A 22,770-nucleotide genomic window follows, 5' to 3' on the forward strand; every position below is an offset into this window, starting at 1 on the left:
CAGATGGACAAGGTGGGATCTCAAACGCCCTCGATCAAACTCTGCGCCAGCTTGGCGAGCAGCTGGTCGAGCGTCTTGCGCTCCTCGTCGGTAAGCACGGCGGCGAGTTCGGATTCGAGCTTCGAGCCCGCTTTTTCGGAGGCACTCGCGACTTTCGCGCCCTCCGGCGTGACGCGCAGCGCGACACTGCGCCGGTCCGCCGCGTGCGCGCCACGGCCGATCAGGCCGCGCGACTCGAGTTCGCCGAGCGTTTTTGAAAGCAGCGTTTTTTCGATGAGCGCGCGCTGCGAAACGGCCTTGGGCGTGATGCCCGGCTCGGCCCGAATGATGCGCAGCACGCGCATGGCGCGCACGTCGAGGTCCCAGCGCTCGCGATAGACCGCGTTGGCGCGATCCATTAGCAGGGCGCTCGTTTGATCGAGCCTGAAGGTGAGGAAATCTGAATACAAATGCGTGCTCCCTTCCAGTGCGCGAACTGGACGCCAGTATAGTCAAATAGTTGAAAATTTCAACTATCTGGAACGGGAAGCACGATTGCGTGGGTGCAGATGCGAAAACGCGGCGGGCCTCCTCGTGAGAGGAGAGCCGCCGCGCTGGGGAGAACGTTCGGCGGGGACAGATGCCCGCCGAAGTCAGACTCGCCTAACCGACTTAGAACGCGTGGCGCATGCCCACGGTCACGGCGACCTGCGTATCGGTCGACGAAGGCGAGAGCGTGTTGAGCATGGCGTGCGAGAGGACCGAGCCTTCCGGTGCGCCGTGCACATTCTGGTACACGCCTTCCAGGTAGAAGTCGGTACGCTTGCTGATGGCGTAGTCCGTTTGCAGCATTGCCGTGTTCCAGCCCGGGCTCGAGCCGTTGTACGCGCCATGCGTGTACGTGTACGCACCCGACACGCTCCATGCGGGCGTGAGCGCGTATTTCACGTTCGCTTCGAAGTTGTCGAGACGCAGCGAACCGGCGAGGGAGCCAGCGGAGTCGTCGTTCGCGCCGAGATAGGTGCCCGTGCCGAACGAGTAGACGCCTGCGACGTTGTCGATCTGCGAATGGCTCCAGACGAGACCCACCGTGGCGGGACCGTACGTGTAGTTGCCGCCGAGCGACCAGACGCGCTGACGCTCCGCCAGGAAGTTCGCGCTCGTGTCGCTGGTGGTGACCGCGCCGCTGCCCGTGCCCGCGTTGTTGAACTGCAGGTAGCCGGCCGCGAGGTTCAGCGGGCCCTGGCTATACGAAACGGCGAAGCCGTACGAGCGGTTGTTCGCGAAGTCGCCGGCCTTGTTGCTGAACGAGTACATCGTCTCGAACGTCACGCCGTACCAGGTCGGGCTCGCGTACTTGACGGAGTTGTTGATGACCACCGAGTTCGCGGCGAGGTTGTCGTTCTCGAACGGGTGAGCGGCGATGCTGCCGCCCCACGTGTTGAATTCCGCCGTGAGCGGGCCCACGAGGTCGTTCATCACGTCGAACTGGCGGCCGAACGTGAGCGTGCCGTACGGATCGCTTTGCAGGCCGACCCAGGCTTGCGAGCCGAAGCCGAGGCCCGAAAACGCCTGTGCGCCGTTATTGAGCAGGAAGCCTTGTTCGAGCTTGAAGATCGTATGCAGACCGCCGCCCAGATCCTCCGAACCCTTGAGGCCGAATACCGTGTTCTGCGTGGAGCTGCTGTTGAGCTGCCAGTTGCTGTGGCCGAACTGGTTATTCGTGTAGACGAGACCGGTATCGATCAGGCCGTACAGGGTCACGCTGCTTTGCGCGTGTGCCGACATGGCAAAGGCGCTCAGGAGGGCCGCGGCGAGTAGCGATTTTTTCATGTTTTCAAGCTCCGGATTGGGCGGTGGGTTAATGCATCGAATTCAGGCAGCCGGCACCATCGACGTGCAATCTCATACGCGCGTATTCCATTTCGGTGCAGATTCAAAAGCCAAAAGCTATCCGCCGATGATTATTGCGAATTGAGCAATTCATCGATGTTGATAATGCAATGACGAAATGGAAATCGTGCGGCGAGTGCGGCGCGAATCGAACACCCGCATCATAGGGTGTAGAAAATAAAAATGGTGTCGAAATTCGAGCGACGTGGCGTCGATGGCACAACCGCGCCGGGCAAGGCTCGACGCGCGTCAAGGAATGTGCGGGGCGTGAATATCGCCGAACAAATTACATAATGCTTTCGACGTAGCGCATTAAGGCCAGTGAGAAAGGCCGATTAACCCCATTGAGAATGGTCGCGGAAATCGGCCTTCAGAGCGTGTTGATTCTTGTATTAATGCGCTTTCTTTTTTGACTAGACGTCATTCATTCAAGCGGCCGGCGCAACCGATGCGCCCGCTATTGCGTGACGCTTCAATGCCTGCGCGACAAATCCCGACGCCTTCATCGTTTCAACAAACGCACCGAGCACTTCGGCGGCCTGCGGACCGCGGCGCTTTGCGACGCCCATGGCCTGGCGAATCACCATGAAGCGTTCGCCCAGCAGCCGCAAGCCGCCTACTTTCGCCGCATCGGCTTCGAGTTGCTGCTTCACGCCCGCGGCCACTTCGAGCCCTTGATCGAGGAAAGTCTGCACGACGGTTGGCGAAGTCGGCGCGCGCACGATCTCTGCTTGCTTCAATTCGCGTGTGAGGAAAAGATCGTACGCACTGCCCTTGCCCACCGCCACGCGGTGATGCGGCTGGTCGACTTCGGCATTGGTCTGCACGGGCGAATCGTTGCGCACCAGATAAAAGCCTTCGATCAACACATAAGGCGCGGTGAACGCGATCGTCTCGCCGCGCGTGGGATCGACGGCAAAGAAACCGAAATCGGCGCGATCGTCGCTCACGGCTTCGACGGACTTGCCCGCCGCGTCGAACACGACGAGTTCGAGCGGCACGCCGAGGTGCTGCGCAAACGCGCGCGCGAGATCGACGGAAACGCCGAACGGCTCGCCCGACGCCCCGTCGCGATTCGCGAGTATCGGATTGCCGAGGTTGATGGAGGCGCGCAACGTGCCCGTAGGCGTGAAGGCTTTGACGACAGCGGGATCGATATTCATGGGGATGGCGGTGCGTAGATCACGGTCCTTCGAGCATAGCACCCCGCCCTTGCGCACGCCTGACTCAGCCCGTATCGCCCCCGGCAACGGGCAACACCGAACCGGTGATATAGCTCGCCTCGTCCGAAGCGAGAAACAGGATCGGCGCGATCTGTTCGTCGAGGCTGCCGTAGCGCTTGAAGAACGTCGACTCGGTAACCTGCTGCACCGCCTCGCCCATCCAGGCCTTTTCCTGTTCGCTGTCGCCGGCGGCGTTGCGCGGAATGCGGCGCGGCGGCGCTTCGGTGCCGCCTGGCGCCGTGGCGACCACGCGGATATTGTGCTCCGCGTATTCCATCGCCAGCGATTGCGTAAGCGCATTCACGCCGCCCTTCGCCGCCGAATACGGCACGCGGCGAATGCCGCGCGTGGCGTTCGACGACACGTTGACGATGGTGCCGCGCCCGCGCTCGAGCAGATGCGGCAGCACGGCGTGACACGTGTACAGCGTGGGCATGAGCGAGCGGCGGATTTCCGCATCGATCTGCGCCGGTTCGAATTGCGCGAACGGACGCATGCGGATGGCCCCGCCCACACCGTTGATGAGAATGTCGATGCCGCCAAATCGTTGCGCGGCGAAATCCATGGCCGCTTTCGCGCCTTCGTACGTTTCGAGGTCGGCGACGAATCCCGCCGTTTCGGCGCCCTGCGCCTCTGCCGCGACTTCGGCTACGAAGTCCGCGCGATCGACGAACACGACCTTGCCGCCTTCGGCCGCCGCGCGCAGCGCGACGCCGCGGCCAATTCCCTGCGCCGCCCCGGTGACGACGACGACCTTGCCTGCGAATCGTTGCATGTTCATGCCGCCTTCGGAACCACGTTGGGGGTGAACTTCTCGTAGTGGAAGCTGTTGGGCTTCACGCCTTCGTCGTCGAAATACTTGCGCACGGCGTCCACCATCGGCGGCGGCCCGCACAGATATACGTCGACGTCGCCATCGTTCAAGGCGTCGGCGGGAATGTGCTGCGTGACCCAGCCCTTGCGCGGATGGTTCGAATCTGCGTCGGCAATGACGGTCGCGAAGCTGAAGTTCGGCAGCTTCGCCGCGTAGGCCTCGATGGCTTCAACCAGCACCAGGTCGAGATCGCGCGTCACGCCGTAAATGAGGTGTACCTTCTGCCGCGCGTTGGTGCGCGCAAGCACTTCCAGCATCGAGAGGAACGGTGCCAGGCCCGTGCCGCCCGCGAGGAACAGCAGCGGACGCTGTACGTCGCGCAGATAGAAGCTGCCGAGCGGCCCCGTCAAATCGAGCTTCGTGCCGGGTTGTGCGGCTTCGAGCCAGGTGCTCATCACGCCGCCCGGAATCTTCTTGATCAGGAAGCTGATTTTCGATTCGCCCGGCGCGGAAGAGAAGGAATACGAACGATGCTGGCCACTGCCCGGCACGTCAATGTTCACGTATTGGCCCGGCAGGAACACGGGGCCCGTTGCGTCGACGTCCAGTTCGAGCACGACAGCCGCGTCGTTGTGCTGCTCGATCTTCGCCACCGTGGCCGCGAACGTGCTCTGCCCGGTTTTGCACACCGTCGAAGACGCGGGAATCGCGATCACGCAATCGCTTTCCGGCACCATCTGGCAGGTGAGCACGAGACCGCCGTCCTTTTCGTCTTCGGTCAGCGCGTCCTCGATATAGTCTTCGCCGAGGTCGTAGCTGCCGCTTTCCGCGCGGCACTTGCAGGTGCCGCACACGCCGTCTGAGCAATCCATCGGCAGGTTGATCCGCGCGCGAAACGCTGCGTCGAGAACCTTCTCGCCTGCCTTGCAATCGATGAAACGGGTCACGCCGTCTTCGAAATTCAGTGCAATCTTGTAGCTGGACATGGTGTCTCCTTCTTTCCCATGTTGAAACCGGGCCTCGATGTCGATCGAGACTTCAAACGTGATAAACGTCGAGCACTTGTCGAATGTAATCGTTCTTCAGCACGATCTTCTTGCTAGCAATCAGGAAGTCGTCGCCGCGCTTGCGCAAGGTGACGAACATCGTGCCGAAGAAGCTATCCGTGGTCTTGTAGCGATGACTGAGCGTGTGGAAGTTGTAGCGCACCTCCACTTCGTCGCCACGATCCGCCAGCACTTCCACATTCGTCACGTTGTGGCTCGTGCGCGGCTCCGGCATCGAGGCGCCACTGCGTTCGGTCTTGATGCGAAACACGCGGTCTTCGAGGCCGCCGCGATCCGGGTAGTACATCAGCGAGATCTGCGATTGGTGGTCGTCGGTGAGCTGGTCATCGTCGTCCCACGCGGGCATCCAGTACGTGACGTCTTCGGCATAGCAGGCGAGCCATGCTTCCCACTGACGATCGTCGAGCAGGCGCGCTTCGCGGTACAGCGCGGCGCAGATTGTCTGGTAATCGTTGCTCATGCCTGCGCTCCTGCCTGTTCGTGATGCCGTTCCTGCTCGAGGGCGTCGCGCATGGCGTGCACCCAGTACTCGTGCTGGACCACGAACAAGCCTTCGTCTTCGCTGCGCTCGCCGGAAATGATCGGCTTGATGCCCATTTTCTTCGCGTTCTCGTCCGCGCCTTCGACCCACAGCGGCGCGCCGCGCGAGAGATCGTTCCACATTGCCGTGGTGCCTGCATAACCGGTCTGGCAGGCGCGGAACTCTTCGAGGTCGTCGGCGGTGCCCATGCCCGTGACGTTGAAGAAGTCCTCATACTGGCGAATGCGCGTCGCACGATCTTCCGCGCTTTCGCCCTTCGGCGCGAAGCAGAAAATGTTCACCTCGGTCTTGTCCACGCTGATCGGGCGCACCACGCGAATCTGCGTGCTGAACTGGTCCATCAGGAACACGTTCGGGTAGACGCACAAATTTCTCGTCTGATTGACGATGAAGTCCGCCTGCACTTCACCCACGCGCGCCTTGATTTCCTCGCGATGCTTGTACACCGGGCGCACTTCCGGGTTCATCGTGTTGGTCCACAGCAGGATATGGCCATGATCGAAGCCATAGACACCCGCCACCGACTTGCTCCAGCTATTGGCGTCCACGGCCTGGGTGCCGTCTTCCTTGCGCCGGCCCATGGTCGCGGCGTAATTCCAGTGCACGGTGCTGACGTGATAGCCGTCGCAGCCGTTCTCCATCTGCATCTTCCAGTTGCCGTCGTATATGTACGAGGAATTGCCGCGCAGCACTTCGAGGCCGTTCGGCGACTGGTCGACGATCTGGTCGATGATGGTCTTCGCTTCGCCGAGATAGTCTTCGAGCGGCTGCACGTCGGCATTCAGGCTGCCGAACAGAAAGCCGCGATAGTTCTCGAAGCGCGCGACCTTCTTCAGGTCGTGCGAACCCTCTTTGTTGAACTGCACCGGATACTCGGTGGTCCGCTCATCCTTCACCTTCAGCAGCTTGCCGGTGTTGGAGAACGTCCAGCCATGGAACGGACACGTGAAGCTGCCCTTGTTGCCGTGCTTGCGGCGGCAAAGCATGGCGCCCTTGTGCGCACAGGCGTTGATGACGGCGTTCAGCGAGCCGGTCTTGTCACGCGTAATGACGACCGGCTGACGACCGAGCCACGTGGTGTAGTAGTCGTTGTTGTCCGGAATCTGGCTTTCGTGCGCGAGGTACACCCAGTTCTTCTCGAAGATGTATTTCATCTCCAGTTCGAACAGGTCGGCGTTGGTGAAGATGTCCCGGCGGCAACGGAACACGCCGTTTTGCTTGTCGTCCTGCACGGCGGTGGACAGCAGGTGATCGAGGTCACTGGCTTTGTCGATGATGGCTGACATATTAGCTCTCCTATGCATACTCCACACGCGGTACGGAGTTCCTGCATCGGTGTCGAATGATGATCGCGGTAAAACTGGCGGCGGCTGTGTCTTCAAGCCGCCGCCACACAGGACGCTTAGGCGGTAGCGGTAGCGGTAGCCGTAGCCGTGGCTTCGGCGCGCAGGCGGTGAACGAGCTGGTTGTCCTTACCCTGGACGAACGGGGTGAGCGTGACGTTGAACTCGATGTCCTTGTACGTGTCGGCTTTCAGTCCGAGCGCCGTGCCACCGGTCTTTTCGGTCACTTGCGGAATCAGTTCTTCGCGGGTCGCGTAGGCGAAGTCGTCCCAAATGAGCGGGTCGCCTTCGATATTGAATTGCGTGGTGAGCTTGCGGCTGTTATCCGCCGAGACGAAGAAGTGCACGTGCGCCGGGCGGTTGCCGTGGCGGCCAAGGCCGTCCAGAAGCTGCTGCGTCGCGCCGTGAGGCGGGCAGCCGTAACCCACCGGCATGAGCGTGCGAAATTCGTACTTGCCGTCGGCACCCGTCTTGACCGCGCCGCGCAAGTTGAAGTCGTCCTGTGCGCCCGTCGGGTCGAAGTGCGAATAAAAGCCCTTCGAATTGGCGTGCCAGCATTCGACCAGGGCGCCTGCGAGCGGTTTGCCGTCGAGGTCCGTGACCGTGCCGTGAATGACGAGCGGGCCCGCGTCGGCGTCCGCGTTGAGGTCGATTCGCGAAACGCCTTCGCGCACCGGTGCGCCCGCAACGTACAACGGACCTTCGATCGTGCGCGGTGTGCCGCCTTCGAGGCCCACCGCCTTGTCTGCGGCGTCCATGCGGATGTCGAGATACTTCTCGAGGCCGAGGCCGGCAGCCAGCAGCGCCGCTTCGCCGTCCTGGCCGAGCTTGTTCAGATAGTTCACGCCGGCCCACACTTCATCGGGCGTGATGTCGAGATCGTCGATGGCCTTGAACAGATCGCCCAGCAGTCGATAGACGACCTGCTGGAAACGCGCGTTGCCGTTGCCGCCATTGAGATTCGCAGCGGCCTTCAGCAGGTCCTGCACTTCCTTCGTTTCGAATACTTTTGCGCTCATGGTATTTGTCTCCTGATACTGGCTGGTACTTCCTGGTATTGGGGGGAAATCAGCTCAAGCGTCGTTGTCCCTGACGGAGGACGGGTGGCGACACAACGGCGTCACCGAAATCTTCATGTACGGGAAAAGCGGCAAGGCGGTGAGAATGTCGTGCAGCTCTGCATTGCTCTCTACATCGAAGATGCTGTAGTTCGCGTACTCGCCCACCAGTCGCCAGATATGGCGCCACTTGCCGCTGCGCTGCAGCTCCTGCGAGTACTCCTTTTCGCGCGCCTTGATTTCATTGGCTACATTGGCGGGCATGTCGGCCGGGATGTTCACATCCATTCGTACGTGGAATAGCATTGTCAAATTCCGTTTATCAGGTGTCCGGATTACTTCGTCACTTTCATCAGGCCGTCACGGGTGAAGCGCTTGACCTTCGCTTCGTCCAGTTCGATACCGAGACCCGGGCCGTTCGGCACCGTCAGCTCGAAGTCGCTGTAGTCCAGCGGCGTGGTCAGAATCTCTTCGGTGATCAGCAAGGGGCCGAACAGTTCGGTGCCCCATTGCAGGTTGGCGAAGCTGGCGAACAGGTGCGCCGAGGCCACCGTGCTGAACGCGCCTTCGAGCATCGTGCCGCCGTACAGCTCGATACCCGCGGCGTCCGCAATCGTGGCCACGCGCTGTGCCGCGAACAGTCCACCGCTTTGTTCGATCTTGATGGCGAACACGTCGGCGCCCTCGTTCTTCGCGATCTCGAACGCACTTTCCGGTCCCTGCAGGATTTCGTCAGCCATCAACGCCACCGGGAAACGGCGCATCAGGCGCGCGAGCGCGGCGGGTGATGCGACCGGCTGCTCGACCAGTTCGCAACCGGCTTCCGCCAGTGCGGGAATCGCCCACGCCGCCTGCGTTTCGCTCCAGGCCATGTTGACGTCCACGCGCACGGCGGCGCGCTCGCCCATCGCCTTCTTGATCTCGGCGACGTGCTTGATGTCGGTTTTGAGGTCCTTCGCGCCGATCTTCAGCTTGAAGATCTTGTGGCGGCGCACTTCGAGCATGTTCTCGGCTTCGGCGATGTCCTTGGATGTATCGCCCGATGCCAGCGTCCATGCCACCGGCAGGCGCTCGCGGCGGCGGCCGCCCAGCAGTTCGCTCACCGGCACGCCAAGGCGCTTGCCCTGCGCGTCGAGCAGCGCGGTTTCCAGCGCGCATTTCGCGAAGTGGTTCACCTTCACGAGCTTGCCGAGATGCGCCATCAGCGCCTGGATGCGCGTGGCGTCCTGGCCGATCATCGCGGGGGCGAAGTAGGCGTCGATCGCAAGCTTCATCGCTTCCGGGCTTTCGGGGCCGTAAGCCATGCCGGCAATGGTGGTGCCTTCGCCGATGCCGGTCACGCCATCGCTGCAGTACACCTTCACCAGCATCAGGGTTTGCCCGTACATCGTGGCGACGGATAGCTTGTGAGGGCGAATCGTCGGCAGATCTACGAGGCGGGTTTCGATACGTTCGATCGTCGCGGAAGTCATGTCGAAGGCTGCGTAAGTGAAGAAGGTATGGTCGTTTTATACACGCCGCACATGAGCGAGATCCAATACTATTTGCGTCAAATTCCATACCTTTATAATATGGAGAACCCGCAAACACCCATATACAGGGCGATATTGCGGCGCATCATATTCTCAGAGTATCAAGAATCGGATGCTTCTTCCGGGAACAAACCATGGATCTTCGCCAGCTTCGTTACTTCGTCGCCGTTGTCCGCGAGCGCAATTTCACTCGCGCTGCCGAACAGCTTTGCATCGCTCAACCGCCGCTGAGCCGGCAGATTCAATTGCTCGAACAAGAGATCGGCGTGCCGCTTCTGATTCGCAACACGAGGCCCGTGCGCACGACCGATGCGGGGCGTCTCGTCTACGAGCAGGCCATGCAGATCCTTGGGCGCGTCGAACAACTGCAAGCGAGCGCCAAGCACGTGGGACTGCATCACCGCACCGTGTTGTCGATCGGCTTCGTCGCCTCCGTTCTCTACTCAGGACTGCCGCCGTTGATGCGCAAGCTGCGCCAGAATGCACCGGAACTCGACATCCAGATGGTCGAACTCATGTCGGTGCAGCAGGTCGAGGCCTTGAAGGAAGGTCGCATCGACATCGGCTTCGGACGCGTGCGCCATAGCGACCCCAACGTGGCCGGCATCATCCTGCGCGAAGAGCCGCTCGCCGTGGTGGTGCCGATCGGCAGTGAAATGGCGCAGGAGTCGACGCCGATTCCCATCGAGCAGCTGGCGGGGCAAAAGTTGATTGTTTATCCCAAGGAGCCCCGCCCCAGTTTCGCCGATCAGGTGCTGAGCATCTTGCACGGCGACGGCGTGCAACCGGGTGAGGTGCTGGAAGTGCGGGAAATCCAGACGGCGCTAGGTCTCGTCGCAGCGGAATTCGGCGTATGCGTGATCCCGGCTTCGGCGCGGCAATTGCGTCAGGACGTGCACTACCGTCTGATAGACAGTGACCACGCGACTTCGCCGATCATCCTGAACCACCGTGTGAACGACAACTCGGTCTACGTCGATCTCGTGAAGCAGCTGGTCAAGGAAATGTATGCCGAGCCGCAAACGTGGCTGCCGGCGAAGAAAAAGAACGCGTGAACTGGGCAAGCCAGGCCGCGACGATGCCTCTCGACATCGTCACGGCCATGCGCGGGCATGGCGTCGCGTCCATTAATGATTGGACGAGAGGGCGACCTCTGCCCTTGCCGGATCGAGACGCAGGCTGAACACGGCAAGCGCAGCGCCCGCCAGCGGCACGGCCAGCGCAAGGAAGAAGCCCGCAGGACCGCCCCACGACAGAAATGTGCCGCCGATGGCCGATCCGGCAATCGCACCGGCACGGCCCATGCCGATGGCCCATCCCGTGGCCGTGGCGCGCAGGGCCGTCGGGTAGGCGCCCACGACCAGGTAGTTCAGGGCGATCTGCTGCCCGCCAATGCCGAAACCCGCTGCGCCTACGAGCGCGAAAACGAGCGCCCAGTGTGTGCCGGCGTAGCTCAACGCGCACGCTATGGCTATGCCGAACGCGAACATGGCGCCCAGCAGATTTCGCGTATTCACGCGCGGCAGAGCAAACGAAAGCGGAATGGCGCAAACGATGAACACGGCGTTGACGATCACGGTGCCGAGCGGCGCCTGCGCGGCGGGCAGCCCCGCGGATTTAAGGACCGTAGGCAGCCAGGAAAGGAGCATGAACCACGCAACCCAGTTGAGCAGATAAACAGCCCAGATTGCCAGCGTTTTCGCGGCATACCCATCCCTGAACAGCGCGCCGATGCTCGCCTTCGCCACCGCCTCTTCGGGCACGGTGAAGCGGACGTCGAGTGGCAACGGCTGAGTCACGATCTTCGAGAGCGTGTCGTGCACGTAGCGCTGTCCGCGGGCGCCGCCGCGCGAGGCCTGATAGTAAAGCGACTCGGGCAGCAAAAGCGCGGCGAGAATGAGCACGGCAAGCGGCACGCCGCCACCCACTACAAAAATGCCTTGCCAGCCAATCACAGGCAGCATGCGCGCCGCAAGCAGGCCGCCAAGCATCGCCCCCGCCGGCAAACCCAGCAGCACGCCCGTCATGATGGCGCCGCGCAGCCGTGCGGGACCATATTCGGCGGCAAGCGCGAGCAATACGGGTGTGCAGCCGCCCATACCCAATCCGGCGATGAAGCGGAGCACCAGAATGAGTTGGGGCGTGGTTGCCCAGGATGTCGCCAGCGTCGCGCAGCCAAAGAGCGCGAGGCCGATCATGATCGCGGGCCGGCGGCCGATGCGGTCGCCGACCAGACCCAGCGTCATCGCGCCGACCGTCATGCCCACGATCCCGGCGGTCAAGATGGGCGCGAGCGCGTTGGGGGGCAGTTTGAACGCAGCGAGAATGGCGGGCCCGGTGAAGGCGATCGCCTGTGTATCGAAGCCGTCGAGCAGCGCGATCAGCACGCAGAGCGCGAGTACGCGCCGCTGGAACGCGCCGAGCCGCTCCCTGTCGATGAGCGCCGGGATGGAACGCGCGGAAGCGAGAGTCATGACGAAAGTCTCCAGACTGCACGCATGGGGTGAATGCGTGGCGTTTGTTGTTTTGACACCGATCGAAGTTCGGCCAAGCATAGAAGCCGCCAGGGGACGCTGTCCAACACCGAATAGGTATCGATTCCATACCTTCAAGGCATAGTTTTCGAGGCGCCATGGACCGTAGAGGAGGATCCATGCTGCACAGTCTGGACGGAAAGTTCATCTGGAGTTCTAATCTAATGACGATTCAGGGAGCACACCCCGCCGCCAGATCGTCCAGGAATTCGCGTACGGCCGCGCCGATCTCGTGCGGCGCGTCCTCCTGAATGTAGTGAATCCCTGCCACCGCGGTTTCGCGCTGGTTCGGCCAGCCACGGCAAGCGTCCAGCGCGCGGCCGGTTAGCAGTGCGCCGGGCTCCGCGCGGATCAGCAGCTTGGGGATATCGCTCGCCGCGAGCCATGCTCCGTAGGCCTGAACCACCTGCGTCACGTCGGCTGGCTCGCCTTCGATCGGCAGTTCGCGCGCCCACACGAGCGTCGTTCTGCGCGATTCGCGCGTCGCGAACGGCCTGCGCCACGCCTCCATTTCTTCCGGCGTCAGTGCGCGCAGCACGCTATGCGGCAACACCGTTTCGACGAAGAAGTTCTCGTCGAGCACAAGACGTTCGCCGTCCTCGCCGCGCAGCGCGCGAAAGAGCGGCTCGCGCTCGGGCGGGAAATCGCGCCACTGACGCGGTTGCACGATGGCCTCCATATAAGCGATCGCATTCACGCGCCGCGGGTGGCGACGCGCCCAGTCGAAGCCCAGCGCCGAGCCCCAGTCGTGGAGCACCAGCGTGACGCGCTCGCGCGGCAGCACAGCGTCGAACCACGCGTCGAGATACCGCGCGTGATCGGCAAGGCGGCACGCGCCATCGGGCGCGGCAGGCGAATCGCCCATGCCGGCAAGGTCTGGCGCGAGGCAACGGTAAGCGTCGCTCAAATGCGGAATCACGTTGCGCCATAGACGCGAAGAAGTGGGATTGCCGTGCAGCATGACAATGGGTTCGCCCTCGCCCGTTTCGACGTAGACGATCGCGCCGCCCGGAATGGCCGCGCGCTCACGAGGATGCGGATCGCTGGCGCTGATTGCGGGGGCTGTCGTGGTAACGGTGTTCATGGCGTGGCTCCTGTGCGGTGAGAGGATGAGCCGATGCTAGAATCGAAACCGGCCCAGGAACAGGACCAGATTTGGCAAAGATCATGGAACCAGTCTTGCAGGTCGACATCGCCTTGCCCGAGCATGGATCGCGCGAGATCCTGCATGCGCTGCATCGTCAATTGCGCGGGGCCATCGTCGAAGGCCGGCTCGCACCCGGGCTGCGTCTGCCTTCGAGCCGCTCGCTCGCCCGGCATTGCGGCGTCGCGCGCAATACCGTGCTTGCGGCCTACGATCTGCTCCTCGCGCAGGGCTATATCGTCACGCGTCCGGGCAGCGGGACGTTCGTGGGCGAAGCCGCGGTGCGCGGCGGCGCGTCGCCGTCCAGCCCGGCCAGGGCGCTCAAAATCGCGGCAACAGGCGACCCACGCCTGAGCGAGCGCTGGCGCGTGCCGCCTGCCCTCGTGCGGCTCGATCCCAGCGCGAACTACGAATACGATTTCATCCTCGGCTTGCCCGACAAGCGCACGTTCGCCTTCGACGTCTGGCGGCGGCTTTCAGCGCGCGCGCTGCGTGGACTGTCCAGAACGCCAGCCATGTATGCCGAACCGGAAGGCCGCCCCGCGTTGCGCGAGGCGATTGCGCACCACGTTTCCTATGCGCGCGCCGTGGCCTGCGAGGCTGGCGATGTCGTCGTCACGGCCGGCGCGCAACAGGCGTTCGACCTGCTCGCGCGCGTGCTCGTCACGCCGGGCAAGACCGTGGTTGCGCTGGAGGACCCCGGCTACCCTCCGCTGCGACGCGCGTTCGCGCTGGCGGGCGCCCGTATCGCGGGTGTGTGCGTCGACGCCGAGGGTATCGTCGTGGACGCCCTGCCGCCCGATGCGCGCGTGATCTGCGTCACGCCTTCGCATCAGTTTCCGTTAGGTGTCCCAATGTCGGCGGCCAGGCGTCGCGCGCTGCTCGCATTCGCGCAACGGCACGGCGCAGTTGTGATCGAAGACGACTACGACGGCGAATTCCGTCACGACGACCGCCCGCTCGACGCGCTGCAAACGCTCGATCGCCATGCGAGCGTCTGCTATGTCGGCACGTTTTCCAAATGCCTCTTTCCAGGCTTGCGGATGGGGTATGTCGTCGCGCCTGCCTGGCTGCGCGACGCGCTGGTCGCCGCGCGCCAGTGTGCAGATTGGCACGGCAATCTGCTTGCGCAGGACACGCTCGCGGCGTTCATGCGCGAGGGGCATATGGTGCGGCACATCCGCAAGATGCGCGCGCAGTACCGCACGCGCCGCGACGCGCTACTGGAGGCGCTCGCACGTCATTGCGGCACGTTCGCGCTGCCCGTCGCGCCTGCCGCGGGGCTCCATCTCGCCGCGGCGCTCGACGCAAGCGTGCACGCCGATGCGCTCGTCAGCGCCGCCGCGCGAGCGGGAATCCGCGTGCAGGCGCTGGCCGGTTTTGCAATTGAGCCCCGCACGGCGCTTGAGGGACTTGCGTTTGGCTTTGGCATGATCGAGGCGCAGCGTATCGACGCAGCGATTGCGCGTCTTGCCGCCTGTGTTCGCTAAGGCCCGCCGCCAACCATTACCGCGCTGCGAGCCGCTCCGCGGAAAATCGCAACCCGTCGAACAGCCGCTCGGCCACTCGCTCGGGAAAGCCTTCAGGCAGCGCGGCCGCGACTTCTTCTATCGCACCGGGCGTGCGCGCCAGTACTCGCTCGATCAACGGCCCCGCATCCGGCCCGTAGTGGCACAGTCGCGCGGTGGCGTCGAAATGCGTACGCTTCACGTCTCGCATGCGATAGTGGCGCGCCTTGCCCCACACCGCCATGGCAAGCGACGCCTTGTGCCACGACCACTGATTGCCGCCGTCGCCCTCCACGGGCCAGATCGACATGACGTCGTAGAGCGGCGCGAGCTGAAAGCGCCCTGCAGGCAACAAGCGGATGCTGAAATTCTTCGCGTGGCCGTCCGGCGCGGCGAGCATCCAGAAGACGATTTGCGCCATGAGAAACGTTTCGAGGTCCTCCCGCGCCTGCTGCGACTGGCGCAAGAGGCCCGCAATCTCGCGCACGCCGGGACCGCCATGCGCTTCGTACTTGCGATGCGGCGGCACGCCGAGCGCCTGGCAGAAGTCCTCCTGCGGCAAGCGCAGCAGGCCGCCCGCGCGCGACCGCGTACGATCGAAGCGCTCGACGCAGAGCACTTTCTGCGCACCGAACGTGAGGATCTGCGCCTGCGAAGCGGGCAATCCGTAGGCTCTCAGCAGTGCCAGGCAAAGCCATTCGTTTTCGACCGAGGTGTTGAAGTCCACCTTGCGATGGCCGATCAGCCCCAGCGGCAGCTTGAAAATATGGGTCGTGGGCGTGGCGCCGCGCGGCAGCAGCCACTTGCCGCGGTGGCGCAATAGCGCGGTCTTCTCCTGCGCGCCCGCCAGCGAAATGCGCAGATCGTCGGCCTCAAGCGCGCCGCCGGGCAGCGCCCCGGCCGTTTCGAGCAGCAGGCGTTCGATGACGGCATCGCTCAACGCCGTGCCTTCGATGCGGTCGACACGGCCCGGCGTTTCGTCCTCGCCCAGCAGTTGCACCGCGCCTACGCAATCGCGTCCGATGGCCTTGAGCAGGTCGAAGGCGTCGAGCGTATCCGTGCGAAAACGCGTGGCGATGCGGCGACGGATGGGCTCGCTGTCGGGCAGGAGATTGTCGAAATAGTGCTGCACACGCTCGCCGCGCAATGGCACATCGCCAATGCCGAACGGCAGCGAGAGCGAAAGCGGGCGACCCAGGGGCGAGCGCCTCCAGGCGTCGTCGTAACGCAATTCGGTGTCGCCCGAGGGCATCATGAGCCACGTGCCCACACGCTCGCCGTTGGCCCAGACCGATAGCGCGCGCGAATGCGATTTGCGGCCCATCGTCACCACTCCGGCGTGCCGGCTGCCGCCTCGCGCGACTGCACGCAGAGTTCGAGCCCGTAGAGCGCGAAAAGCGCGAGCATCTGCTCGAGTGAGAGGCTGGCGGCGCCCGTGGTTTCGAGCGCGGAGAGGCGCGGCTGGCCGATGCCGAGATTCGCCGCGGCCTGCGCCTGGGTCATGCCGCGCGCCTTGCGGGCCGATTGCAGAATCTCGCCTAGCCCGCCTGGCGTCTGGACGATGATTTTCATGGCATATTCCTGTGAGGCATAAACTGATTATATGCCTGTGGAGAATATTTCGCCAATATCATTCACACGAATAAAACAGAAATATCGCTCACACGAATAACTGCCCGGCGAGCCTCCCCTATGCGGCTCAGTCGCCACGCGCGGCGTCCTGCGCCCGCTAACGCGCACGCACGTCAAACGCGCCACCCGTCAACGCTTGATCGCGCAACGTCACCGGTTTCTTGCCCGGCAGCAGCGGGAACACCAGTTCGGCGAAGCGGATCGCCTCCTCGAGGTGCGGGTAGCCGGAGAGCACGAAGCTGTCCGCGCCGGCGTCCACGTATTCCTTGAGGCGCGCCGCCACGATTTGCGGGTCGCCCACCAGCGCCGTACCCGCGCCGCCGCGCACGAGACCCACGCCGGCCCACAGGTTCGGGCTGATCTCGAGCTTGTCGCGGCTGCCGCCGTGCAGCTCTGCCATGCGGCGCTGGCCCACCGAATCCATGCGCGCGTAGTTTTCCTGGGCGCGGCGGATATCGTCGTCGTCGAGCTTGCTGATCAGGCGCTCAGCGGCGGCCCACGCTTCATCGTTGGTCTCGCGCACGATCACGTGCAGGCGCACGCCAAGCCTGAGCGTGCGCCCGTGGCGCGCCGCCCGCGCGCGGATATCGGCGAACTTCTGCGCTACCGCCTCGGGCGGCTCGCCCCACGTGAGGTAGGCATCCACATGCTTTGCCGCCAGTTCGTGCGCCGCCGGCGACGAGCCGCCGAAATACAGCGGCGGATGCGGCGTCTGCACCGGCGCGTGAAAGTTCTGCGCGCCCTGCACGCGCAAATGCTTGCCCTCGAAGTTCACCGTCTCGCCGCGCAGCAGGTCGCGCCAGATCGAGAGGAATTCGTCGGCGGCTTCGTAGCGCTCGTCGTGCCCGAGAAACACGCCGTCTGCCGCGAGTTCGGTGGCGTCGCCGCCCGGCACGACGTTGAGCAGCAAACGGCCGTTCAACGCCTGGTCGAGCGTGGCCGCCTGGCGCGCCGAAGCGGTGGGACCGCCGAGCGACGTGCGCAGCGCGACGAGCAGCTTGATGCGCTGCGTGACGGGCGCAAGGCTCGCGGCCGTCACCCACGGGTCGAGACAACTGCTGCCGGTGGGAATGAGGAGGCCGTCGTAGCCGAGTTCTTCGGCGGTAACGGCAATCTGGCGCATATAGGCGTTGGTCGGCGCGCGGCCGAAGTCGGATTTGCCGAGGTAGCGGGTGTCGCCGGAAGTCGGCAAGAACCAGAAAATATCGAGGCTCATCAGTGATCCTGCTGCGGGTAAATAAAGGCGCGGGCGACGACTCGAAGCGCGCAGGCTTGCGGCGCAATCGCGCGACTATCGCCGCCCGTGCGTCGAACTCAGTCGCGCCCTCATTGAAACAGCCCGCAGCGCTTTCCCCTACCAGTTAATCCGCAATTGCATATCATGTATTCGGCTAAACGCTTGCCTTTCCACCCATCTCCCCCCTTTGCGCGAGGAACCCAGTCATGGACACACGCACCGTCAAGATTCCCGGCCCCGATCATCCGATCACGGTCGAGCCGGCGCATACGCGCGTGGTGGTGAAAGCAGGCGGGCGCGTCGTTGCCGACACGCGCCGCGCGCTCACGCTGCGCGAGGCGAGCTATCCGGCAGTGTTTTACATCCCGCGGGAAGACGCCGATATGTCGTTGCTCTCACGCACGGAACACAAGAGCTGGTGCCCATACAAGGGCGAGGCTTCGTATTACTCGATCACACCAGGCGGCGCGCGAGCCGTGAACGCGATATGGACCTATGAAACACCCCATGAAGCGGTGGCGACAATCAAGGATCATCTTGCGTTCTACCCGGATCGCGTCGATTCGATCGAAACGTCCGATTGAACGCGCGCCCCGTTTCGAGGGGTAACGCATCGAAACGCGACGTTACCCGCTCAAGTTTTTCCCTGCATCGGCCGTTATGCATGTCGGCTTACTGGACAACGAATCGGCCATCACCGAAGCCGCAGCGGCGTAACATCTGCATCGTCGGCGCCCACCCGGGCCCCAAGGTGTGCCAGGATTCGGTTATTCGTGCGGCGCAGGCCGCCGCGCCCCGCTCCCTTACATCCAACCGACATGCAACAAGGCACCCCGGCCACCGCGGCCAGTTTTGCCAATATGGGCGTCGATTTGCTCGACTTCTTCGACGTCACGCCCACCTCCTTGTGGCTCGAAGACTATAGCCAGCTGCGTGCGCTCTTCGATCGCTGGCGCGCACAAGGCGTGACCAGCCTGCGCCGTTTCCTCGAAGAAGACCCGCGCCGCGTGGCCGAATGCTCGGCCTGCATCCGCGTGCTCAAAGTCAACCGCCATACGCTCGATCTTTACGGCGCACGCGACTATGAAGAACTCGCCGCGCACCTCGCACAGGTGCTGCGCGACGACATGTTTCAGGCACATGTGGGCGAACTCGAGCAGATGTGGGAAGGCCGTAGCACGTTCGAGAGCAAGAGCGTGAACTACACGCTGAGCGGCCGGCGCATGGACATCCTGTTGCGCGGCGTGATCCTGCCGGGCCACGAAGCCGACTGGAGCCGCGTGCTCGTGGCCATCGAAGACGTCTCGGCGCTCGAAGAAGCACGCCATCGTGCGGCCGCGAGCGAGCAATACGCGCTCGGCATTTTCGAGCACGCGCCGGTTTCGCTGTGGGTCGAAAACTTCTCCGCCATTCGCGAGTTGCTCAACGAAGTTCGCGAGCAAGGCATCATCGACTTTCGCACCTTCACGGATGTACACCCCGAATTCGTCGAGCGCTGCATGAGCGAGATCCAGGTGCTCGACGTGAATCACTACACGCTGGGCATGTTTCGCGCGCCGGACAAAGCCACGCTGCTCGCACGCCTGCCCGAAGTGTTCCGCGACGAAATGCGCCCGCATTTCCGCGAGCAATTACTCGATCTATGGGAGGGCCGTCTGTTCCAGCAGCGCGAGGTGGTGAACTACGCGCTCGACGGCAGCGAAGTCAACGTGCACCTGCAGTTTTCAGTGTTACCGGGCCACGAGGCGCAATGGGACCTCGTGCTGCTCGCGCTCACCGACATCACGGCGCGCAAGAAAGCCGAGGCCTACCTCGAATTCCTCGGCAAGCACGACGTGCTCACGAAGCTCAAGAACCGCTCGTTCTATGTGGACGAACTCAATCGTTTGCATCGCAAAGGGCCGTTCCCGGTGAGCGCGATCGTCGTCGATATGGACAACCTGAAGACGGTGAACGACCAGCTTGGCCACGCGGCCGGCGACGCATTGCTGCGCCGCGCGGGCGAAGTGCTCGCGAAAGCAATCCAGAAACCGTATCAGGCTGCGCGTATCGGCGGCGACGAATTTGCCGTGCTGATGCCTGGCGCCGATGCACGCGATGCGGAAACCGTGGCGGACAGCATCACCAAACTCGTGGAGTTGAACAACCAGTTTTACGGCGGACCGAAACTGAGTTTTTCAATGGGCTTCGCGAGCTGCGAGGAAGGCGAAAGCGTGGAAGCGATGCTGCGTGAAGCCGATGCGGCGATGTACGAGGCCAAGCGCCGCCGCAACGAAATGAGCCGCACGTCGATGGAAGCCGACACAGCACGCGATGCGTGAGTTTCGACACGCGAGGCGTGAGAAACAGTTAGGACATCGCAAGAGAATCAGGGAAGAAAAAAGGCCGGCATGTGAGCATGCCGGCTTGCCGAGGGCCTTGCGCCCTCGCTTCACACACTCAGGCGAGCGGCATGAAACCACGTGCCCGAGCGCGTGCCACCGCACTGGCGTGATACCGCGCCGCGCGCCAGCAAGTGAGCCGGCCGCGCGCGTATCCGCCATGGCGGCGGACCTGGCATCACGACGCGTTGACAGCGTCCTTGAATGCCTTGCCGGCGGTGAACTTGACCGTCTTGGCAGCGGCGATCTGGATCTCCGCGCCCGTGGCCGGGTTGCGGCCCACGCGGGCGGCACGCTGGCCAGTCGAGAACGAGCCGAAGCCGACGAGTTGCACGGAGTCACCCGAGGTGACCGCACGCGTGACGACGTCGAGAATCGCGTCGATGGCTGCGCCCGTGGCTGCCTTGGTCTCGCCCGTGCTAGCGGCGACTGCGTCAATGAGTTCCTGTTTGTTCATCTGCTACCTGTGTTGAGTTGAGAAAACCTGCATACCCTACCTCACGCGGGCAAAACAGGCAAATCGCGTTGCATATGGAAACGCCTCGATCGCCCGCCCGGCACGTGTTTTGCGGTTGCCGCGCGTGAGGGCGAAAGCCGAATGAATATCACAACGCGGAGTCACTGTGTAGACAAAATCACGTTAAAAATTGGCAAAAATGCACAAAAACGACATTACGGCGCTTTCAAACCGGTTTACACAGGAACGATTCGTGCAGATGGCCTCCAACGGATAACGCAAATCAACGATTTTTCTGTTTTGGACCCCGCCAGAAAAAAATGCCTTACCGGGACAGCCGTCACTCATTCTTCTCCTGCGGGGACGCCGTCAACCAGGTGTCGGGCGACCCGTGCGTGCGCGCAGCCGGCCGAATCGCATCCTGTCTTTCCATTGCGCGACGTAACACAGCCGGACACCTTTCGCCCGAGGACGTCGTCAAGGCAAAAGCATAGGGGCGCTCACCGATTCATTGCTCAGCCATACTGATTATTTATCGAGTCGTCGCTCAGGTGAAGACCCAAAGCACGCGCGCGGGCAAATCCGTGAGATTGGCATAACGGAAACGGCTGCGCGCCGGCAACTGGAAGCTGTCATTGGCCCGCAGCGTCACGGGCTCAACGCTCCCCTCCAGCCAGACCGTCAGCTCCCCCTCCAGCACAAAGCCGCCCTGCTCGTCGCTGTCGTCCACAGGGCGCTCGCCGCTTGTCGCGCCGGGGTCGAGGCGGCTCTCCAGCATCGAGAAACCCGACGACATGCTGGGCGAAACGAGCACGTCCGTAATGCCGCCGCCGTAGTAGAGCGTGCGCCGCTCGCCCGGCCTCGTGACCCACGGCAGCTCGCGCGGCATGCTCACGCTGTAGAAGTAAGTGGTAGGCGTCTGCAGCGCCTCGCCGATGGCCGTGAGATCCGCCACCGTGGGCCGCGAAAGTCCGCGTTCGACCTGCGAAAGAAAGCCCACCGAGCGGCCGATTTTCCGCGCGAGATCGGCGAGCGTCACCTTCTTGTGTTTGCGCAGATCGCGAATGAGGATCGCGAGGCCTTCTATTTCGTCCTGCCGGTCCATGCGTCTTCCTCTGTCACACGACGTCGCGCAGGCGATACCACAACTTGCCGAGCGCCTCGAGCGGCGCGGCGAAGCGCTCGCCGCCCGGGAAGCGCGGATTATGAATGCGCTCATAGAGCGAAAGCAAGTGCGGCTCGCCGAGGACGGCGTCGGTGACGGCGCGCGCCGCCGCCAGCGTCGGCAGGATGCCGTGCCCGGAAAAACCCTGCAGCCAGTAGCGATTGCGTTCGTGACCGACGTCGGGCGTGCGGCGAATGCTGATGTCGATATGACCGCCCCACGCGTAGTCGAATTCGACGCCGCGCAACTGCGGGAAAGCACGTTCGAGACTCGGGCGGATCGCCGCTCCGATGTCCCTCGGGATACCGCCCAGATAGGTGCACGCACCGCCAAAAAGCAGGCGATCGTCCGGGCTCAGGCGAAAGTAGTCCGGCACGAACTGATTGTCGATCACGCAACTGTTGCGCGGCAGCAGCGAGCGCGCAAGCTCAGGGGCGAGCCTGCGCGTCGCGACCTGCCAGGTGCCCACGGGCAGCACGCGGCCTGCGAGATCGCGATCGAGCCGGTCGATGTAGGCGTTGCAGGCGAGCACCAGCGTGCCGGCGCGCACCGAGCCTTCTCGCGTGTTCGCCACGTAGCCACTCGACGTTTCGCGATAACCGAGCACACGGCTTTGCTCGAAGATGGCGCCGCCCGCGCGCTCGATAGCGCCGGCCAGGCCGAGCGCGAGCTTGAGCGGATCGAGATGCCCCGCCTCCGGATCGTAGAGCGCTGCGCGATAACGGCGGCTGCCGATCCACTCCGGCATTTCCGTCTCGGGAATGAACCGCAGGCGCTCGTAGCCCCATTTTTGCGCGGCCTCGTCGCGCGCGGCTTCCAGCATGGCGACCCGCGAGCGCCGGACCGCCGCCCACAGGCTGCCAGGACGGTAGCCGATGTCGAAGCCGTGCCGCGCAGGCAACTCGCGCACTTCGGCCGCCGCCCAGCGCATGCTGTCCCACAATTCGCGCGCGCCCGCCAAACCCAGCGCCTGCTCGAACGGCGGCATGTCGCACGACCAGCCGAGCAGCGCCTGACCACCGTTGCGCCCCGAAGCGGCCCACGCCACGCGGCTCGCCTCGACGAGCGCCACGCGGCGCCCGGCCAACGCCAGCCGCAACGCCGTGTGCAAACCGCTGAAGCCCGCGCCGACGATCAGAACGTCCGCGCTGTGCTCGCCCGCCAGCGCGGGACGCTCGGGCAGCGCGCCGCTCTCGGCGTAGTGACGTGCGTAATAACTGTCGATATGACGGGTCGATTCGGCGAACATGGGGCGCGTACGT

At 63.5% G+C, this 22,770-nt stretch carries 23 protein-coding genes; 5 read left to right on the top strand and 18 right to left on the bottom strand.

Annotation, left to right across the window (positions count from 1 at the left end; all coding sequences use genetic code 11):
- Positions 1 to 20: 20 nt before the first annotated feature.
- Together FAZ97_RS31345 and FAZ97_RS31350 are read right to left on the bottom strand one after the other, a co-directional pair.
- On the bottom strand, positions 21 to 398 hold the full coding sequence (locus tag FAZ97_RS31345) for a MarR family winged helix-turn-helix transcriptional regulator (RefSeq protein WP_233271991.1): 378 nt from the start codon (positions 396 to 398) through the stop codon (positions 21 to 23).
- A 253-nt stretch (positions 399 to 651) separates the two neighbouring features.
- Complete coding sequence (locus tag FAZ97_RS31350) at positions 652 to 1,812, bottom strand: porin (protein WP_158762672.1); 1,161 nt, start codon at positions 1,810 to 1,812, stop codon at positions 652 to 654.
- Here FAZ97_RS31350 and FAZ97_RS31355 point away from each other — a divergent pair.
- Entirely contained in the window at positions 1,811 to 1,957 is a 147-nt protein-coding gene (locus FAZ97_RS31355; protein WP_158762673.1) for a hypothetical protein, read from the top strand. The genes FAZ97_RS31350 and FAZ97_RS31355 overlap by 2 nt on opposite strands.
- A 343-nt stretch (positions 1,958 to 2,300) precedes the next feature.
- Here FAZ97_RS31355 and FAZ97_RS31360 read toward each other — a convergent pair whose 3' ends face one another.
- The 8 genes from FAZ97_RS31360 to FAZ97_RS31395 all read right to left on the bottom strand — a co-directional run bounded on the left by FAZ97_RS31360 (position 2,301) and on the right by FAZ97_RS31395 (position 9,390).
- Entirely contained in the window at positions 2,301 to 3,035 is a 735-nt protein-coding gene (locus tag FAZ97_RS31360; protein ID WP_158762674.1) for an ABC transporter substrate-binding protein, read from the bottom strand.
- 64 nt (positions 3,036 to 3,099) lie between these two features.
- Complete coding sequence (gene benD / locus FAZ97_RS31365) at positions 3,100 to 3,876, bottom strand: benzoate diol dehydrogenase BenD (RefSeq protein WP_158762675.1); 777 nt, start codon at positions 3,874 to 3,876, stop codon at positions 3,100 to 3,102.
- A complete protein-coding gene (gene benC, locus FAZ97_RS31370) occupies positions 3,873 to 4,895 on the bottom strand; it encodes a benzoate 1,2-dioxygenase electron transfer component BenC (RefSeq protein WP_158762676.1) in 1,023 nt (340 codons plus the stop codon). Before benC ends, benD begins: the two co-directional genes overlap by 4 nt.
- Positions 4,896 to 4,947: 52 nt before the next feature.
- A complete protein-coding gene (gene benB / locus FAZ97_RS31375) occupies positions 4,948 to 5,436 on the bottom strand; it encodes a benzoate 1,2-dioxygenase small subunit (protein ID WP_158762677.1) in 489 nt (162 codons plus the stop codon).
- A complete protein-coding gene (locus FAZ97_RS31380) occupies positions 5,433 to 6,803 on the bottom strand; it encodes a Rieske 2Fe-2S domain-containing protein (protein ID WP_158762678.1) in 1,371 nt (456 codons plus the stop codon). Before FAZ97_RS31380 ends, benB begins: the two co-directional genes overlap by 4 nt.
- A gap of 116 nt (positions 6,804 to 6,919) precedes the next feature.
- Positions 6,920 to 7,879: a catechol 1,2-dioxygenase gene (gene catA, locus FAZ97_RS31385; protein ID WP_158762679.1), complete on the bottom strand. Its 960-nt coding sequence runs from the start codon at positions 7,877 to 7,879 to the stop codon at positions 6,920 to 6,922.
- Between the two features lie 54 nt (positions 7,880 to 7,933).
- On the bottom strand, positions 7,934 to 8,224 hold the full coding sequence (gene catC, locus FAZ97_RS31390; RefSeq protein ID WP_158762680.1) for a muconolactone Delta-isomerase: 291 nt from the start codon (positions 8,222 to 8,224) through the stop codon (positions 7,934 to 7,936).
- A gap of 29 nt (positions 8,225 to 8,253) precedes the next feature.
- Entirely contained in the window at positions 8,254 to 9,390 is a 1,137-nt protein-coding gene (locus tag FAZ97_RS31395; protein ID WP_158762681.1) for a muconate/chloromuconate family cycloisomerase, read from the bottom strand.
- Between the two features lie 194 nt (positions 9,391 to 9,584).
- Between FAZ97_RS31395 and FAZ97_RS31400 the strand changes: the two genes are divergently transcribed.
- Positions 9,585 to 10,505, top strand: coding sequence for a LysR family transcriptional regulator (locus FAZ97_RS31400; protein WP_158762682.1), 921 nt, complete (start codon positions 9,585 to 9,587; stop codon positions 10,503 to 10,505).
- A 72-nt stretch (positions 10,506 to 10,577) separates the two neighbouring features.
- On the opposite strand, the gene FAZ97_RS31405 is transcribed toward FAZ97_RS31400, so the two are convergent.
- Together FAZ97_RS31405 and FAZ97_RS31410 are read right to left on the bottom strand one after the other, a co-directional pair.
- A complete protein-coding gene (locus FAZ97_RS31405; protein ID WP_158762683.1) occupies positions 10,578 to 11,924 on the bottom strand; it encodes an MFS transporter in 1,347 nt (448 codons plus the stop codon).
- A gap of 232 nt (positions 11,925 to 12,156) precedes the next feature.
- On the bottom strand, positions 12,157 to 13,068 hold the full coding sequence (locus FAZ97_RS31410; RefSeq protein WP_158762684.1) for a haloalkane dehalogenase: 912 nt from the start codon (positions 13,066 to 13,068) through the stop codon (positions 12,157 to 12,159).
- 83 nt (positions 13,069 to 13,151) lie between these two features.
- Between FAZ97_RS31410 and pdxR the strand changes: the two genes are divergently transcribed.
- A complete protein-coding gene (gene pdxR, locus FAZ97_RS31415) occupies positions 13,152 to 14,618 on the top strand; it encodes a MocR-like pyridoxine biosynthesis transcription factor PdxR (RefSeq protein ID WP_158762685.1) in 1,467 nt (488 codons plus the stop codon).
- Between the two features lie 16 nt (positions 14,619 to 14,634).
- Here pdxR and FAZ97_RS31420 read toward each other — a convergent pair whose 3' ends face one another.
- The 3 genes from FAZ97_RS31420 to ssuD all read right to left on the bottom strand — a co-directional run bounded on the left by FAZ97_RS31420 (position 14,635) and on the right by ssuD (position 17,484).
- Positions 14,635 to 15,960, bottom strand: coding sequence for a type II toxin-antitoxin system HipA family toxin (locus FAZ97_RS31420; protein ID WP_158762686.1), 1,326 nt, complete (start codon positions 15,958 to 15,960; stop codon positions 14,635 to 14,637).
- Positions 15,961 to 15,962: 2 nt separating this feature from the next.
- Positions 15,963 to 16,208, bottom strand: coding sequence for a helix-turn-helix domain-containing protein (locus tag FAZ97_RS31425; RefSeq protein ID WP_133187879.1), 246 nt, complete (start codon positions 16,206 to 16,208; stop codon positions 15,963 to 15,965).
- Between the two features lie 157 nt (positions 16,209 to 16,365).
- Entirely contained in the window at positions 16,366 to 17,484 is a 1,119-nt protein-coding gene (gene ssuD, locus FAZ97_RS31430; RefSeq protein ID WP_158762687.1) for an FMNH2-dependent alkanesulfonate monooxygenase, read from the bottom strand.
- 227 nt (positions 17,485 to 17,711) lie between these two features.
- Here ssuD and FAZ97_RS31435 point away from each other — a divergent pair, with 227 nt between their 5' ends.
- Together FAZ97_RS31435 and FAZ97_RS31440 are read left to right on the top strand one after the other, a co-directional pair.
- Positions 17,712 to 18,089 (top strand): DUF427 domain-containing protein, encoded by a 378-nt coding sequence (locus FAZ97_RS31435; protein ID WP_158762688.1) that lies wholly within the window; start codon positions 17,712 to 17,714, stop codon positions 18,087 to 18,089.
- Between the two features lie 234 nt (positions 18,090 to 18,323).
- Entirely contained in the window at positions 18,324 to 19,826 is a 1,503-nt protein-coding gene (locus FAZ97_RS31440; RefSeq protein WP_407671943.1) for a sensor domain-containing diguanylate cyclase, read from the top strand.
- Between the two features lie 238 nt (positions 19,827 to 20,064).
- On the opposite strand, the gene FAZ97_RS31445 is transcribed toward FAZ97_RS31440, so the two are convergent.
- From FAZ97_RS31445 to FAZ97_RS31455, 3 genes are all read right to left on the bottom strand, one after another.
- On the bottom strand, positions 20,065 to 20,343 hold the full coding sequence (locus FAZ97_RS31445; RefSeq protein WP_028207645.1) for an HU family DNA-binding protein: 279 nt from the start codon (positions 20,341 to 20,343) through the stop codon (positions 20,065 to 20,067).
- 547 nt (positions 20,344 to 20,890) lie between these two features.
- Positions 20,891 to 21,448, bottom strand: coding sequence for a helix-turn-helix domain-containing protein (locus FAZ97_RS31450; RefSeq protein WP_158762689.1), 558 nt, complete (start codon positions 21,446 to 21,448; stop codon positions 20,891 to 20,893).
- A gap of 13 nt (positions 21,449 to 21,461) precedes the next feature.
- Positions 21,462 to 22,757 carry an NAD(P)/FAD-dependent oxidoreductase gene (locus FAZ97_RS31455; protein WP_158762690.1) on the bottom strand — a complete coding sequence of 432 codons (1,296 nt, stop codon included), beginning with the start codon at positions 22,755 to 22,757 and terminating at the stop codon, positions 21,462 to 21,464.
- Positions 22,758 to 22,770 lie beyond the last annotated feature (13 nt).

Origin of the sequence: Paraburkholderia acidiphila, from assembly GCF_009789655.1 — a bacterium.
GTDB classification, from domain to species: Bacteria; Pseudomonadota; Gammaproteobacteria; order Burkholderiales; family Burkholderiaceae; genus Paraburkholderia; species Paraburkholderia acidiphila.